Origin of the sequence: Secundilactobacillus paracollinoides DSM 15502 = JCM 11969, from assembly GCF_001311135.1 — a bacterium.
Lineage (GTDB): Bacteria > Bacillota > Bacilli > Lactobacillales > Lactobacillaceae > Secundilactobacillus > Secundilactobacillus paracollinoides.
The window spans coordinates 56,349-69,827 of record NZ_BBAG01000008.1 but is presented as its reverse complement, the minus strand read 5'-3'; the positions used below and the strand labels follow the sequence as shown (position 1 = coordinate 69,827).

14 protein-coding genes and 2 pseudogenes are annotated in these 13,479 nt (G+C 45.1%); 13 read left to right on the top strand and 3 right to left on the bottom strand.

The genetic code is table 11. From position 1 onward, the window contains the following. The first annotated feature begins 978 nt into the window (after positions 1 to 978). From JCM11969_RS04990 to larD, 6 genes and pseudogenes are all read left to right on the top strand, one after another. Positions 979 to 1,908, top strand: a complete 930-nt coding sequence (locus JCM11969_RS04990; protein ID WP_054708975.1) for a hypothetical protein — start codon at positions 979 to 981, stop codon at positions 1,906 to 1,908. Between the two features lie 118 nt (positions 1,909 to 2,026). Then, positions 2,027 to 3,145 carry an AI-2E family transporter gene (locus JCM11969_RS04985; RefSeq protein ID WP_054708972.1) on the top strand — a complete coding sequence of 373 codons (1,119 nt, stop codon included), beginning with the start codon at positions 2,027 to 2,029 and terminating at the stop codon, positions 3,143 to 3,145. Next, positions 3,142 to 3,729 carry a sugar O-acetyltransferase gene (locus JCM11969_RS04980; protein ID WP_054708968.1) on the top strand — a complete coding sequence of 196 codons (588 nt, stop codon included), beginning with the start codon at positions 3,142 to 3,144 and terminating at the stop codon, positions 3,727 to 3,729. The genes JCM11969_RS04985 and JCM11969_RS04980 overlap by 4 nt, the downstream gene beginning before the upstream one ends. A 180-nt stretch (positions 3,730 to 3,909) precedes the next feature. Then, a complete protein-coding gene (locus JCM11969_RS04975) occupies positions 3,910 to 4,602 on the top strand; it encodes a 2,3-diphosphoglycerate-dependent phosphoglycerate mutase (protein ID WP_054708965.1) in 693 nt (230 codons plus the stop codon). Positions 4,603 to 4,764: 162 nt separating this feature from the next. After that, entirely contained in the window at positions 4,765 to 5,007 is a 243-nt protein-coding gene (locus JCM11969_RS04970) for a hypothetical protein (protein WP_225353144.1), read from the top strand. A 161-nt stretch (positions 5,008 to 5,168) separates the two neighbouring features. Continuing rightward, a pseudogene (larD, locus tag JCM11969_RS04965) lies at positions 5,169 to 5,878 on the top strand (D/L-lactic acid transporter LarD). A gap of 57 nt (positions 5,879 to 5,935) precedes the next feature. On the opposite strand, the gene JCM11969_RS04960 reads toward larD, so the two are convergent. Then, the gene (locus tag JCM11969_RS04960; RefSeq protein ID WP_054708962.1) at positions 5,936 to 6,517 is read right to left on the bottom strand and encodes a hypothetical protein; all 582 of its coding nucleotides are present in this window, start codon (positions 6,515 to 6,517) and stop codon (positions 5,936 to 5,938) included. Between the two features lie 369 nt (positions 6,518 to 6,886). Between JCM11969_RS04960 and JCM11969_RS04955 the strand changes: the two genes are divergently transcribed. From JCM11969_RS04955 to JCM11969_RS18750, 5 genes and pseudogenes are all read left to right on the top strand, one after another. Beyond that, positions 6,887 to 7,672, top strand: coding sequence for an NlpC/P60 family protein (locus JCM11969_RS04955; protein WP_054708958.1), 786 nt, complete (start codon positions 6,887 to 6,889; stop codon positions 7,670 to 7,672). Between the two features lie 180 nt (positions 7,673 to 7,852). Then, positions 7,853 to 8,122: a Mor transcription activator family protein gene (locus JCM11969_RS04950; RefSeq protein ID WP_054708955.1), complete on the top strand. Its 270-nt coding sequence runs from the start codon at positions 7,853 to 7,855 to the stop codon at positions 8,120 to 8,122. Positions 8,123 to 8,270: 148 nt separating this feature from the next. Beyond that, positions 8,271 to 8,951 (top strand): hypothetical protein, encoded by a 681-nt coding sequence (locus JCM11969_RS04945; RefSeq protein WP_054708952.1) that lies wholly within the window; start codon positions 8,271 to 8,273, stop codon positions 8,949 to 8,951. Between the two features lie 173 nt (positions 8,952 to 9,124). After that, positions 9,125 to 9,478: pseudogene (locus tag JCM11969_RS18755) on the top strand (MBL fold metallo-hydrolase); the annotation flags it as partial. 101 nt (positions 9,479 to 9,579) lie between these two features. After that, complete coding sequence (locus JCM11969_RS18750; protein WP_225353147.1) at positions 9,580 to 9,963, top strand: MBL fold metallo-hydrolase; 384 nt, start codon at positions 9,580 to 9,582, stop codon at positions 9,961 to 9,963. A gap of 4 nt (positions 9,964 to 9,967) precedes the next feature. Here the strand turns inward: JCM11969_RS18750 and JCM11969_RS04935 are convergent, their stop codons facing one another. Both JCM11969_RS04935 and JCM11969_RS04930 read right to left on the bottom strand, forming a co-directional pair. Beyond that, positions 9,968 to 10,522, bottom strand: a complete 555-nt coding sequence (locus JCM11969_RS04935; RefSeq protein ID WP_054708949.1) for a TetR/AcrR family transcriptional regulator — start codon at positions 10,520 to 10,522, stop codon at positions 9,968 to 9,970. A gap of 89 nt (positions 10,523 to 10,611) precedes the next feature. Continuing rightward, positions 10,612 to 11,484 carry a LysR family transcriptional regulator gene (locus JCM11969_RS04930; RefSeq protein WP_054708946.1) on the bottom strand — a complete coding sequence of 291 codons (873 nt, stop codon included), beginning with the start codon at positions 11,482 to 11,484 and terminating at the stop codon, positions 10,612 to 10,614. 111 nt (positions 11,485 to 11,595) lie between these two features. Here JCM11969_RS04930 and JCM11969_RS04925 point away from each other — a divergent pair, with 111 nt between their 5' ends. Both JCM11969_RS04925 and JCM11969_RS04920 read left to right on the top strand, forming a co-directional pair. Further along, positions 11,596 to 12,465, top strand: a complete 870-nt coding sequence (locus tag JCM11969_RS04925) for an aldo/keto reductase (protein WP_054708943.1) — start codon at positions 11,596 to 11,598, stop codon at positions 12,463 to 12,465. Positions 12,466 to 12,486: 21 nt separating this feature from the next. Continuing rightward, entirely contained in the window at positions 12,487 to 13,338 is an 852-nt protein-coding gene (locus JCM11969_RS04920) for an aldo/keto reductase (protein ID WP_054708941.1), read from the top strand. Positions 13,339 to 13,479: the final 141 nt, after the last annotated feature.

Here is a 13,479-nt window from a genome sequence, read left to right as displayed (position 1 = left end):
ATGTTAAGACCGATGGATGCTGGAACCGTTATGACGCGTTAACCCTTGTTGTATTCGGCATTGTGGGCTGACACATGTGTCGCAAAAATGAGTTTGGACTAGGCAAGAATTGGCTTTTTTTACTGCACGCAAACTGATCAATGTATGTTAGATTATAGGTATCAAGTTGATGGGTTAGTGCTAATTGGAAAATTTGAATGACTTAAATTGCGTTAGTGTGTTGCTTCGTTCTGCCATTCAGCCTTGCAAGTTGAGGTGAAATCGCGCCAGAGCACACAATGCCGAGCAGTTTCACTACGCTACGATACCAGCAATCGTCATCATAGATGGTCAACCACATATAACTGGTGTTATAAAACCTGGTAATCAATTGTTAGCAGTGGTAACTAGCACATTGTGAGAAGTGTCGCTGTTAATAGTCTTACCAGCAGTCGAGGGCGGATTCTCCGCAAACTTGGTTTAATGCTATTTCGATGCTTAACTAGTGGTAACAAGTAAGCTCTACGTAAGTGGAATGCAGCAATTCGGCAGGTTGTCGTGGTGTCGACATCAGTTAGCGACCGTACTTGGGTCGGTTACTGATGTGCGAGTCGACTGAGATCCACTCGAGAGCTGCGCAGCAGAAATCGAGTTAGCTCAGTCGCGAGCCACTACGACAGCCTGCCGAATTGCGGAATGCAACGGACTATCCACCCAGGATGATGCTAAGACTCATATAACACTGTGTTAGCTAGAAATTTTGGGTTAATCTGACACTGACTAAGTAGCAGTCTGTTACTTGCAATAAAGCGAGATGGAATCGGGTTGAGATCATGTTTTGACAGTGTTTCCATCACTTGACGGGCTGTGTGATGCGCATACCAGATCGCGGTCGGTCACTGATAAAAGTTCCCGAAAATTTACTCGGAACGGCTGTCATGCATTGTCATCATGGTATAATAAGTTTAAATTGTTTGGATCAGATGTGGAGGGAATTTCTTGAAAAAGTGGGTATGGGCTGTTGCAACAGCCATTATAATTATCATTGCTGGTGGCTTGGCGTACACCAGTCACCACAACGTGCAAACACAGTATAATAACGCTATGAATAGTGGTAAATTATCAGTTCAGGATAAGAGTTACTCGGCGGCTGAAACGGCCTTTCAGACGGCGTTGCGTCACAAGGACAGCGACAAGGTTGCGCAGACCTATCTGTCGCAAACACAAAACTACGTTGCCGGGAATGCTGCCTTGAATGATGGCAACTTTTCAACAGCTAAGAAGGCCTTTACGAAGGTTAAAAATGCGAAGAATGGTTACGACGTGTTAACCAAGCGGGCTAAAACGTCCTTGAAACGGGTCAAACCAATTCAGCTTCGTTCAGAAATGTTCACTCAAATCTACGGCCAAGCCGTTACCCAGTATCAAGCACAGTCTTACACCGAGTCTAACGCGACGTTGGACCGTATCTTGACCGATAAGGATGCTAAGCAGACATACTATCAGGATACGTATAACAAGGCGGTTGCACTGCGGTCTTCCAATAATAAAGCAATTAAAAACGGCGGTGACGGCACACCAGCTTCCGATTCTAGTGCTGTGGCCACAACCGATAGCGACAGTTCATCCGCAACAGCCACGACTGGCAGTACCTCAGCATCTTCCAGCAGCGTTGCTGGGCTAACGAAGGCTGAAAGCAAAGCTGCCAAGAATTATAAAGGGACCAACGAGTACACGGTCAAAAAATCGCAGACTGAGATCAACGGCAAAACGATTACTAACGCCCAAATTGCTGCTGCACGTAAGACGCTTAAGAGTGCCGGTGTTGAAGCAGGGAGCTTTTCGGATCAAGATATCCGGACAGGCTTGATTGCGGCTAACAAGGCAGGTATCTCATACAAGGCTTACGTTAACAAGACTTATAAATAACGCACCAAGTTTGGTGTAATAAACGCGAAGTAGTTTCTGTGGGCACCGTCTAGTTGCCCGCGGAAACTGCTTTTAAATACCCTGAAATTTAAATGAGACTGAAGTTGAGGTGACCTGAGTGGGAATTTATCATCGATTTGTTGAAAATGTAACACTGCGTCGCTGGACCGTGCTGGGGTTCATCATCCTGATTCTCTGGCTGGTTCGGTCGCAAATGAGCAAGATCCTGTTAACCTTTATCTTTACGTTTTTAGTCCTGCGCTTGATTCACTTTGTCCAACGACACGTGCGGATCCCATCGCGGCTCATTGTGATCACCGTGTATGTGCTGATCATTCTCGGGATGTACTTTGCCATCACGATCTATTTGCCAAAGGTCGCCACAAAGGTCGTTGTGACGGTGCAGTCGATTTACAAATTCTATCAAAGTGCTTCCAGTGACACGAATGCGCAGATGCGCTGGGTGGCCGACTGGGTCGGCAAATCGAACATTATGCCGCAGGTAAAGGGTGGCATTAAGCTCATCATGGACTACCTGACAAGTATTGGCTCGTTTGGCCTGACGTTTGTGTTGTCACTGATCCTAAGCTTTTTTTTCACCATTGAGGAAAAGCCGATGCGGTCGTTTTCTAAACTATTTTTAGATAGTGACTACGGCTGGTTCTTCCAAGATGTGTACTATTTTGCCCACAAGTTTTCAGATACCTTTGGCGTCGTCATCGAAGCCCAGTTCGTGATTGCTATCGTCAACACAGCAGTTACAACCATTGGTCTAGCGTTTCTGCAAATGCCGCAACTGCTGGTACTGGCCATCATGATCTTCATCCTGAGTCTGGTGCCCGTCGCTGGGGTGATTATTTCCGCTATTCCGCTGTCTCTGATCGGGTATTCCGTTGGCGGGGTTCGAACGGTGGTCTATATCGTCATTCTGCTCGTTATCGTGCATACGCTGGAAGCGTACGTGTTGAATCCCAAACTCATGTCCAGCAAAACGGAATTGCCGATCTTTTACACGTTCGTTGTGTTACTGGCCGGTGAAGCGCTTTGGGGCACCTGGGGGCTGATCGTCGGTGTGCCGGTGTTTACGTTCTTCCTGGATATTCTGGGTGTGAAACGTGCGCACGGCCTGCACGTGCCGCCAGCTCAGCTGCAGCAATTAACCGAGCAGCAACTTAAGAAACTAAAGAACCGCGACTGGCGGCGTAACAAGACGGACCATTCAGGTGATGAAAAATGACGTTTAAGAATCTCATGACAGGCAATCCATCATATGTGTCGCGGTATCAGGACGCACCAAACGACCAACGCCAACGGGCCGACCATTTGTGCTGGCAACTGAACCAAATGGACCCAAGTGTGGGTGAGGCACGTCAGAAAATTTTGATGCAACTCTTTGAGACTACCGAAAATTTACCGATCGTAGCTGCTAACTTTCACTGTGACTATGGGTTTAACGTTCACTTTAAGGGCATGACCCTGCTAAACAGCAACGTCACGATTCTTGATTCCTCACCAGTGACGATTGGTTCTAATGCGTTTATTGCGCCCGGCGTTGTGATCGCCTGCTCTGGGCACGCGATACTGCCTGAACAACGGGCGGCTGGCATTGGTACTAGTGCGCCGATCACACTCGGTGATAACGTCTGGATCGGCGCCAATAGTGTGGTGACTGCTGGTGTCACGATCGGCACTGGCAGTATCATTGGGGCTGGCAGCGTGGTCACCCACGATATTCCCGCTGGGGTCATTGCGGTGGGGAGTCCCGCCAAACCAGTTCGGGAAATTAACGAAGCGGACCGCGTTGAACTGACGCCGTTTTAGTCGCCAAGACCAGCCCACATCGTTTTAAAAATTCACATGTTTTAATTTCGGTAAATTGGAACCTACCAGAATCACAATTGGTCCCGTTTTCATTTGTGAAACCCGTTTTACCTGCTGTAATTCATTCTATTTTGGTGTAAAATAGCAAAGTAATTAAAAGAAGAAAGAGGTTATTGACTAATGGCAAAATTAGTACTGATCCGTCACGGACAAAGTGAATGGAACTTATCTAACCAATTTACTGGTTGGGTCGACGTTGATCTTAGTGACGAAGGTGTTAAGCAAGCAATCAATGCTGGTAAGCTCATCAAGGAAGCCGGCATCGAATTTGACCAGGCCTACACATCTGTTTTGACCCGTGCCATCAAGACGTTGCACTACGCTTTGGAATACTCAGACCAACTCTGGATTCCAGAAACCAAGACTTGGCGTTTGAACGAACGTCACTACGGCGCATTGCAAGGCCAAAACAAGGCTGAAGCCGCAGAGAAGTTCGGTGACGAACAAGTTCACATCTGGCGTCGTTCATACGATGTCCTTCCACCACTGTTGAGAGCCGACGACGAAGGTTCAGCTGCTAACGACCGTCGTTACGCTAACTTGGACCCACACATCGTTCCTGGTGGTGAAAACTTGAAGGTTACCCTCGAACGGGTGATGCCTTTCTGGGAAGATGAAATCGCCCCAAAGCTGCTTGATAACAAGAACGTCATCATCGCAGCCCATGGTAACTCATTACGTGCCCTCAGCAAGTACATCGAAGGGATCAGCGATGACGATATCATCAACCTCGAAATGAAGACTGGCCAACCAGTTGTTTATGATTTCGATGCAAAATTAAACGTTACTAACAAGACTAAGTTAGGCGACTAATCCAATTTCCGCCAACTTAGGAAGTCGGTCTGTAAGGGCCGACTTTTTATTGTGTCAAGAACCGTTACAAACGGACAGCGGTGCACCATACTGTTGTGGTTTGGTCGCCGTTTTCCAATGAAGACAATCAATTAAACCTTAGAAAATGGAGTATCAACAACCTTGAATAACGAAACAGAAGTATCACAACGTGAGATGTTAAAGATCATCAGTGTTTTTCGCAAGAACGGCTTTAAGGGCGAATATGAAACCTTTGAACGGTCAAAAGAAGTTGAGGGCGAGTATTTCGTAGTCGTCACTGATGAGAAGTCGGGGATCAAGGGGTTGTTTAAAGCCAACGTTCTGGAGAGCACAGTTGCCTTCCAGTATGTGTTGGATGAGAAACATTCAGTTGCTAACAGCTAAGCACCACCTGTACCACCAAAACTGAAGCGTTTATTGATTGATACCGCTGAAGTTCGAAAGTTACGATCTCAGCGGTATTTTTATGCCATCATTTACCATAATGATTCGATGATTTATATATAACTAATACTAGACATAAGATAGATAGGATTGAAGAAGAGATGCATCAATTATTTGCAGAATTAATGGGTACCGCCTTAATGATCGTATTTGGGGTGGGTGTTCATGCCGACACAGTTTTAAATGACACAAAGTACCACGGTTCAGGCCACTTGTTTGCCATCACAACATGGGCATTTGGGATTTCCATCGTACTGTTTATTTTTCCAACGATCTGTTTAAACCCCGCTATGGCGCTGGTCCAATTTTTCTTGGGGAATATCACGTTCATCCGGTTTATTGAAATTTCCATTTTTGAAATGATCGGCGGGGTGTTAGGCGCCGTCATCGTGTACATTATGTATGCCGACCAGTTCAAGCACCGTATGACAAGATTGATCCAGTGACGATTCGGAACATCTTCTCGACCGCACCAGGTGTGCGCAACCTGCCACGGAACTTCTTCGTCGAATTTTTTGATACCTTCATTTTCCTGACTGGGATTTTAGTGATTGTGACGATTAAGACGCCCGGTGTGATGCAAATTGGTATCGGCCTGTTAGTTTGGGCCATTGGGATGGGACTTGGTGGCCCAACTGGGTTCGCCATGAACCAGGCACGGGACCTTGGGCCGCGGATTGCCTTTGCATTGTTGCCAATTAAGAATAAGGCCAACGCTGACTGGCAGTACGGACTATTAGTGCCCGGAATCGCACCATTCTTTGGGGCGGGGGCTGCTGTTTTGTTTGCGAAGTTTTATTTGGGAATGTAATTGGCAGTCAATTCATGATTGTAAAAAGAAGCCCGTAATGAGCTTCTTTTTTTGTGTCTATTTGGATGGAAAGGCTAAGACAGTCGTTCCTTTTGTTGATTTAGTGTACTGTTGATGTGCATTATATTTTTTGGTGTGCGTATAAATTTTCATGTAGGTTGCACCTGAATTGTACAGGTACCAGTATAGGACTTTCTGCTTGCCGATTTTTCCGGGCTTAACGATGCCAAATGTCAAATAATTATTGCTGACAGTATAGTTGGGGTTAATATTCACAGCGTAATAGTACCACCCTAAATCAGTTTTTATTAGATTGGCGTGTCCATTAGAATAGTTTTTGGTAAATGTATAATGCTTGGTAAAATATTTTGAGCCAGTCTTATCCAAACGAGTTGGTACTGACAAGTAGTTCTTACCGATGATAAGTGTTTTTAGGGAATGTTTCTTAGCGTTACCAGTATAGGTATACCAGTTTCCCTTTAATGCTGAAGGTGTTGAAGACAGATACTTAAAGTGTGTTGCCGTTTGATATTTATTAGCTGCTAATGCGGGTGTTTGCTCTGATTGCACAGCTAGGATGCCAAAGGCTGTTGCGGTAGCGATGGTCAAACCAATAATAGTCTTTTTAACGTTAAACATAGGTGTCTCCTTTTTCCCAATAGTATTTACTGCACCTAATATATCAATAACAATCAAGAAAGTATAAAGTACTTTTAACTTGAAGAATGCCTTACCCAAATATAAATGGATAAGGTATTTTTTAATATGTAGATAATCTGGGGAGATGTAATCATGAAACAAAGTAAAACGATTTAAAAACTTATTTGTATTGGGGTAGTTACAGTAATTGGTCTGCTACTTTCAAATGTCATCACGGCACAAGCAGCGGATAGTAGCGACTTATATAATCGCGCATATTCAGCCACCAAAACATTACAGAAAACGAAGTATCCGTTCTATAAGGCACCATACGCTAAAGGTGTTAAGGCTGCTAAGTCAGCAAAGGGAATGTCACAGGACAAGCTGAAACTTTCGCGAGTCGCTAAAACAGCTTCCGATATTTCGTATAAAACAAAGTTTGGTTGGATGCGGGCAACGGCGTTTAACGAATGGTTAGTCTATCATAGTCGCCTAAATTATAATATGAAGGTTCAAACTGCGCACGAGCCTGTGTACTCAAAACCGTATGGGTTAAACGGCTATAAAAAGCTTGGCAGTACGAGCACTATGAACCTGGTTGGTCACTGGTACCACGTGGATCAACGGGCAGAAACCAACACTAAGACTGGCTATTACCGGATCAAGGTGGGTACAGCTTATTATTGGGTTCGTGGTAAGTATATGGTCTTTAATACCAGCAAATTAAAGTGCAATATCTCAAAAGTCGAAAAGGCGATTGCTGCGGGCTCTAAGTACGTTGGTAAATCAAAATATCTATGGGGTGGCGGCCGATCAGCCTATAATATCGCACGAAAACGATTTGATTGTTCGTCATTTATTCACTATATTTACGCAAAATCAGGCGTGAAATTGGGTCCAACTTCGAGTTGTACAACGTACTCCCTGATTCATATGGGGCGCAAAGTGAAACCTTCGGCGATGAAGCGCGGGGATATTTTCTTCTTCACAGCTAAGGATGAGGGTGTTAACTGTCACGTTGCAATTTATTTAGGGAATAAATTATTCTTACATGATTCACCGAATTCAGATACGCGCGGCGTTTGTATTTCAAGCCTAAACGATCCACGTTGGAAAACAAGATTTAACGGCAATGTTAGACGGATCGTGGGTTAATTTCAACATCGATGCAGAATCTATTTGTAATTTTACAATTAGGTTCTGTATTTGTATTTACAGGTGTATTAGACGATATCAAGGAAAGTATAAGGTATAATGTATGTATCTTATGCGCTATTAAATTGATAAACTTCTTGTAGGGTTGATTTTTAGGGTAATGATTGGAGGCGGGATTCATTGAAAAAGTCGGATGTTGATGTCCAAGCCTTGCAGGGATTTTACAAGCAAGTGAATGATTTGATAGGGACGGATGCGATGCTCGCTATTTGGGAAGAATATCGAGGTACACAGCTGACGATTCCAATCCATCTGTATAGTAGGGACTATGCACGAACACGAATTCGTGAGCAGTACGATGGAACGAACACAAGACAACTGGCAAGAAAGTATCAATATTCAGAAAAATGGGTGCGACAGATGATTAATCAAAAAGATGTGGAAGAGTGATTTTATCCGAGTATATTTCTTAACCTTTTTTACCTGTAAAAGTATTGATAATGAGGATTGTATAATGCTATTGTGAGTCAAGTGGAACTGATACAGGACATGGTGCTTTTAAATTAAGGTACTCGAATAGGTGAAAGAGGGATTCAATATGAATAAGATAATCTTTAAAAGTTTAGCGTTAGGTGCCTTGACACTTGGCGTTGGATTCACTACGCAACAGGTTAGCGCTAGCGCTGCATATCGAACTGTTAAAACGAAGAGTTATGCTAGCACGACACCTGCTTATCATGCTAATAACGCAACTAAATCAGTTTATTTATGGAATAGCACTTTAACGAAAAAACAGCATAACTTGAAAAACTATCCGAAAACGACTTGGTACGTTCAAAAGAGTGTTAAGTTAACTAATGGTAAAAAGACTGGCATTTTCTACTATGTCAAAAATAAGAGCAACTCGGCAAGTGGGTATGTTTGGCGGAACTACTTAACTAAGGGCAAATTTGCAGCTACTTCAGGCACAAGCACCGCAACAGATCCTACGGTAGCAACAAGTAGCAATAGTCTTACGTTTAAGTACGTTAACGCTGACTCTGGTGCAACAGTGGCAACTGCTACATGGATTATCCCTTCAAAACTATTAAAATCAGGTGCGTCATTAAGTAAAGGGACTAGCATGAAGAGTGTCTTAAAAGATATTACAAGTGTATTATCGGCTTCAAGTGCTGATATCCCAACTGGCTACGATGTCGTAGATACAACGTATCCCGATGTTGTAACATCTAAAGTTGGCGAAACATTGATTTTCCATGTACTGCCGCAAAATAACTAGTTAAATTTAGCATTTCAAAATCACAAAAGATCATCTCAGTTCTGTGAGGTGATCTTTTTTTGAGTTATAAAACAACATTAAACGTTGTGTAAGATATGATACATAAGGTTTCAAATTGATGCTACCCCAATTTAAAACCTGACGATATACTAGCCTCATCAAAACAAAAAGGGATGGTTCAAGTGGCAAACCAAACAATTAAAATTCACGTGCTTCACACCGGACTCGTTAAAGTTGACAAAGCACTCCCGTTTCATGGCCAGTTCAGAAATCCGCTTGCCGTTACTGGATTATTTCGCAGCGAAGTTAATCAAATCACGTTACCTGTTTCGAGTTATCTCATTGAACATCCAAAGGGATTGATTCTGATTGACACCGGCTGGAACAAACTTGTTCGAACTAGTAACTGGAAAGAGTTGGGTATGCAGGTTCAAATTAACAAGGGATATTTGCCAGCAGGCTGGGCGGTAGATGAACGGCTGGCAGCCCTTGGCTATAAAACCAGCGACATCGACTACGTCTTAATGAGTCACTTACACTGTGATCATGCGAGTGGGTTGCCACTGGTCAAGGATGCCAAGAAGATCCTTGTCTCTTCTCGTGAATGGCGCGTAGCAATAAGGTACCGATGGTTTATCTGCCACGTGAATGGAAAAGCGTTAACGTGGATACCTATGAGTATGACCATGTCCACGTTGGGCCGTTTAACGAAGCAATGGATGTTTTTGGTGACGGTAGTGTCCTGCAGGTCGCCACACCGGGTCACGCTTCCGGCATGTCATCAACGCTGGTGAGGGGGTCTGACAATCGCTACGTTCTTCTGGCTGCTGACACAGGGTACGCGGCTGCCTCTTGGGAAAACATGGTGACACCGGGAATCTGTACCAGCAGAAAAAAGGCCCTCACGTCGCTTGGCTGGGTTCACGAAATGGCCCATGATCCAAACTGTGTGGAAGCTTTAGCAAATCACGATACACAGACAGAACAGCACGTCATTGAATTGCCTTATTAAGGCACTAGTTCAAATGTTTAGCAGTTAACGCTTGCATGATGCCATTCATGAAAGTTGAAATTTCATCCGGATCATCGTGTTCGAGCGCCCATTTGATCGCGGTCAGCACGTTATTGGCATACAGGGTTGCGATAAATTCGGTTGAGACGGGTAACTCAGTGTGGCTTTGTGCTGTTAAATAAGCTGCCAGGTCACGACTAATGATAGTTGTGAGTCCCTTTTCAAGATTGATTTCGTCAACCTGAATGGCAATCAATGTGAGAAATTCAGTCTTATGCTGATGGAGTGACTGATACAGAAAGGTGAGTAGTGAATCAGAAGCCACTTCCTGCAACCTATTTTTGAGAAGATTATCGAAGTCTGTCTCAATCTGGTTAACCATTTTTTGTAAGAGGTCATATTTGTCGACGTAATGGTGATAAAACGTACTTCGACCGATAAGCGCCACTTGGCAGATATCCTGGACGGTAATTTTGTTGAAGCCTTTTGTTTGTAGCAGGTTAATAAAGGCTTGTTTGATGTCACGGTTGGTTTTGATAACGCGTAGATCGTCGGGCACATGATCGCTTCCTTATAAATGATTGTGAATCGCAACACCTAGGTTTTTTCCCTGGGTGTCGTTTCAGTGACATCTAAGAACGGTAAAAATTATTGAGGCCACTGTGCGCCCATCATCTGAATCACCGTTGCCACCCGCCGTTTCTCAGTCTTCAAATAACTCGCATAAATCGGCATATGGGCACTTTCATCCGTGATCGGCAGGTTAACGCGGTCGTCTTCTTTAAGCTGCTGCCTAAATCCTGGGTCGAGCATCGATAGATTTGAAGTGAAATACGGAAAGTTGGCATAAGTCGTCAGCTGTTTCATCGCTTCTTGTTCGGCCTGGTACATAAAGGTCGCATCGGGAATAGCTTTTTGGATGATGTCACGCCAAGGGCCAATGGCACCAAGGACAACGAAGCTTAACCCCTTAAGGTCGTTAAACGACACGCTGGTTTGATTCGCCTGATACATAAATTGATCCAAATTGACCGCCAAGTTTTCTGTCCCGATAAACCGCGATTCAACGGTGGGGGTGCTGATCTCCTGGTTGGTAAAAATCAGGGTAAACGCATTGCTGTCTAACAACGCAACCAGGTTATCAGCTGATTGCAGCTCCGCATTCACACGAGTGTGGGATGGTAACTGGGACTTTAAAGCGTGCAGCATCAGCAACGGACCCGGAATCGTGGCGCCAATTGTGCCTTCGTGTTGCTGGCGGTCAAAATTTTGCACTTTCGTCACGAATTGTGTCTGGGCTGCTAAGAGTTGTGCGGCTTCATTTGCTGCCAGTTCACCCGTCGCGGTCAGTGCAATGCGATTCGGCTGTCGGTCAAATAACCGCACGTTTAAGGCGTCCTCCAGCTTTTGCATGCCGCGGGTGACGGTGGGCTGCGTGACGTTCAGTTGTTTTGCCGTTTCAGCCAGTGTGCCAGTCTGGGCAAACGTGGCCAGTTCTTCTAACAGATAGTTGTCGATCATCGCGGCACCTCCAGTATACGTTACCCGTATACTACCATGTACGACTAGTAATTTTCAAATGGCTGGTTCGGCCTTATGATAGGGACAACATCAAATTTGGAGGTACGAACGATGACAACTATTCCAACAATCACATTGAACAACGGTGTTGACATGCCGCAACTTGGCTTCGGGGTGTTTCAAGTGCCAGATCTTAGCCAAGCTGAAACGGCCGTCAGTGACGCTTTGAATACGGGTTACCGGCTGATCGATACGGCCGTCGCTTACCAGAATGAGGAAGCCGTCGGTAAGGCGATTCGCGAGAGTTCGATTAAGCGGGAAGACATTTTTCTCACATCGAAACTCTGGGTCTCTGACTTCACCTATGACCGGGCAAAGAAAGGTATCGATGCATCGCTGGAACGTTTGGGCCTTGACTACATGGATCTCTACCTGTTGCATCAGCCATACGGGGACACGATGGGGGCTTGGCGAGCGTTAGAAGAAGCTCAGCAAGCCGGTAAGATTCGGGCAATCGGTGTTTCCAATTTCTACGCGGATCAACTGAAGAACCTTGAGTTGACGATGACGACGCAACCAGCTGTGAACCAGATCGAAGTCAGTCCGTGGTACCAGCAACCGGATGAAGTGCGGTTTAACCAAAGCGAAGGCGTTCAGGTCGAAGCCTGGGCACCGTTTGCGGAGGGCAAGCATGGCATTTTTACGGATGACACGATTGCTGGCATCGCTGCTAAGTATGGCAAGACAAACGGTCAAGTGATCCTCCGCTGGTTGTTGCAACGCGGCATTACCGTGATTCCAAAGTCTGTCCATCAAAACCGAATGGCAGAAAACATCGCGGTGTTTGATTTTGAACTGTCAGACGCCGATATGGCGACCATGAATAGTCTGGACAAACAAGAAAGCCAATTCTTTGACCACCGTGATCCGGTGACCATTGAACAGATTTTCGGTTCAAGTCTGGCACAGTTACACGATTAGAGATAAAAAAGGAGACAGATTATGAAAACAATCACCTTAAATGATGGCAACAAGATTCCGGCTATTGGGTTTGGCACCTTCCAAATTCCCAGTGACGGCTCAACCTATAAAGCTGTTTTAGAAGCACTGAAACTTGGGTATCGACACATTGATACGGCCGTTGCCTACTTCAATGAAGGCGAAGTGGGACAAGCAGTTAAGGACAGCGGCATTCCCCGCGACGAGATCTGGATCACCAGTAAACTTTGGCTGCAAGACTACGGCGAGGAGGCGGCACAAAAAGCGATTGAACTTTCTTTAACAAAACTAGGGCTGGACTATCTGGACCTGTATCTGCTTCACCAACCATACGGCGACGTGCCAGGTGCCTGGCGGGCACTGGAAACTGCCAAACAAGCGGGTAAAATCAGATCTATCGGTGTTTCCAATATGACCCCTAAACTTTGGCAACAGTTCGTGCCGAAATTTGCCACGATGCCAGCTGTGAACCAAGTTGAGTTTAACCCATACTTTCAACAGCAGGACCTTCGCGCGCTTTTAGCGACCGACGATGTGAAGATTGAGGCTTGGGCACCGCTGGGGCAAGGCAACCAGACGTTGTTTAAGGAACCAGTCCTGACCGCCTTGGCATCCAAGTATCAAAAAGACGTTGGGCAGATCATCCTGCGATTTGAAAATCAGGAAGGCATTATCGTTTTCCCGAAATCCGTTCACGAAGCACGCATTAAGAGTAATCTCGACATTTTCGACTTTGAACTGACGGCCGATGAGTTGGCGCAAATCCGAACACTAGATACCGGAAAAGGGATGCATGATCCCGATGCACCGGGTGTGGGTGACATGTTGTTATCTGCGTTTGACGTGCATGCGTAAGACTAGATGAGTTAAAAAACCACTTCGGAATAACTTCCTGGGTGGTTTTTTGATACCCCCAACCTCAGAAATGACATCGATTTTTGCACCTAACTATGCGATACTAAGAGGACTAAGTCGCGACGATGGGGTCGTCACAAT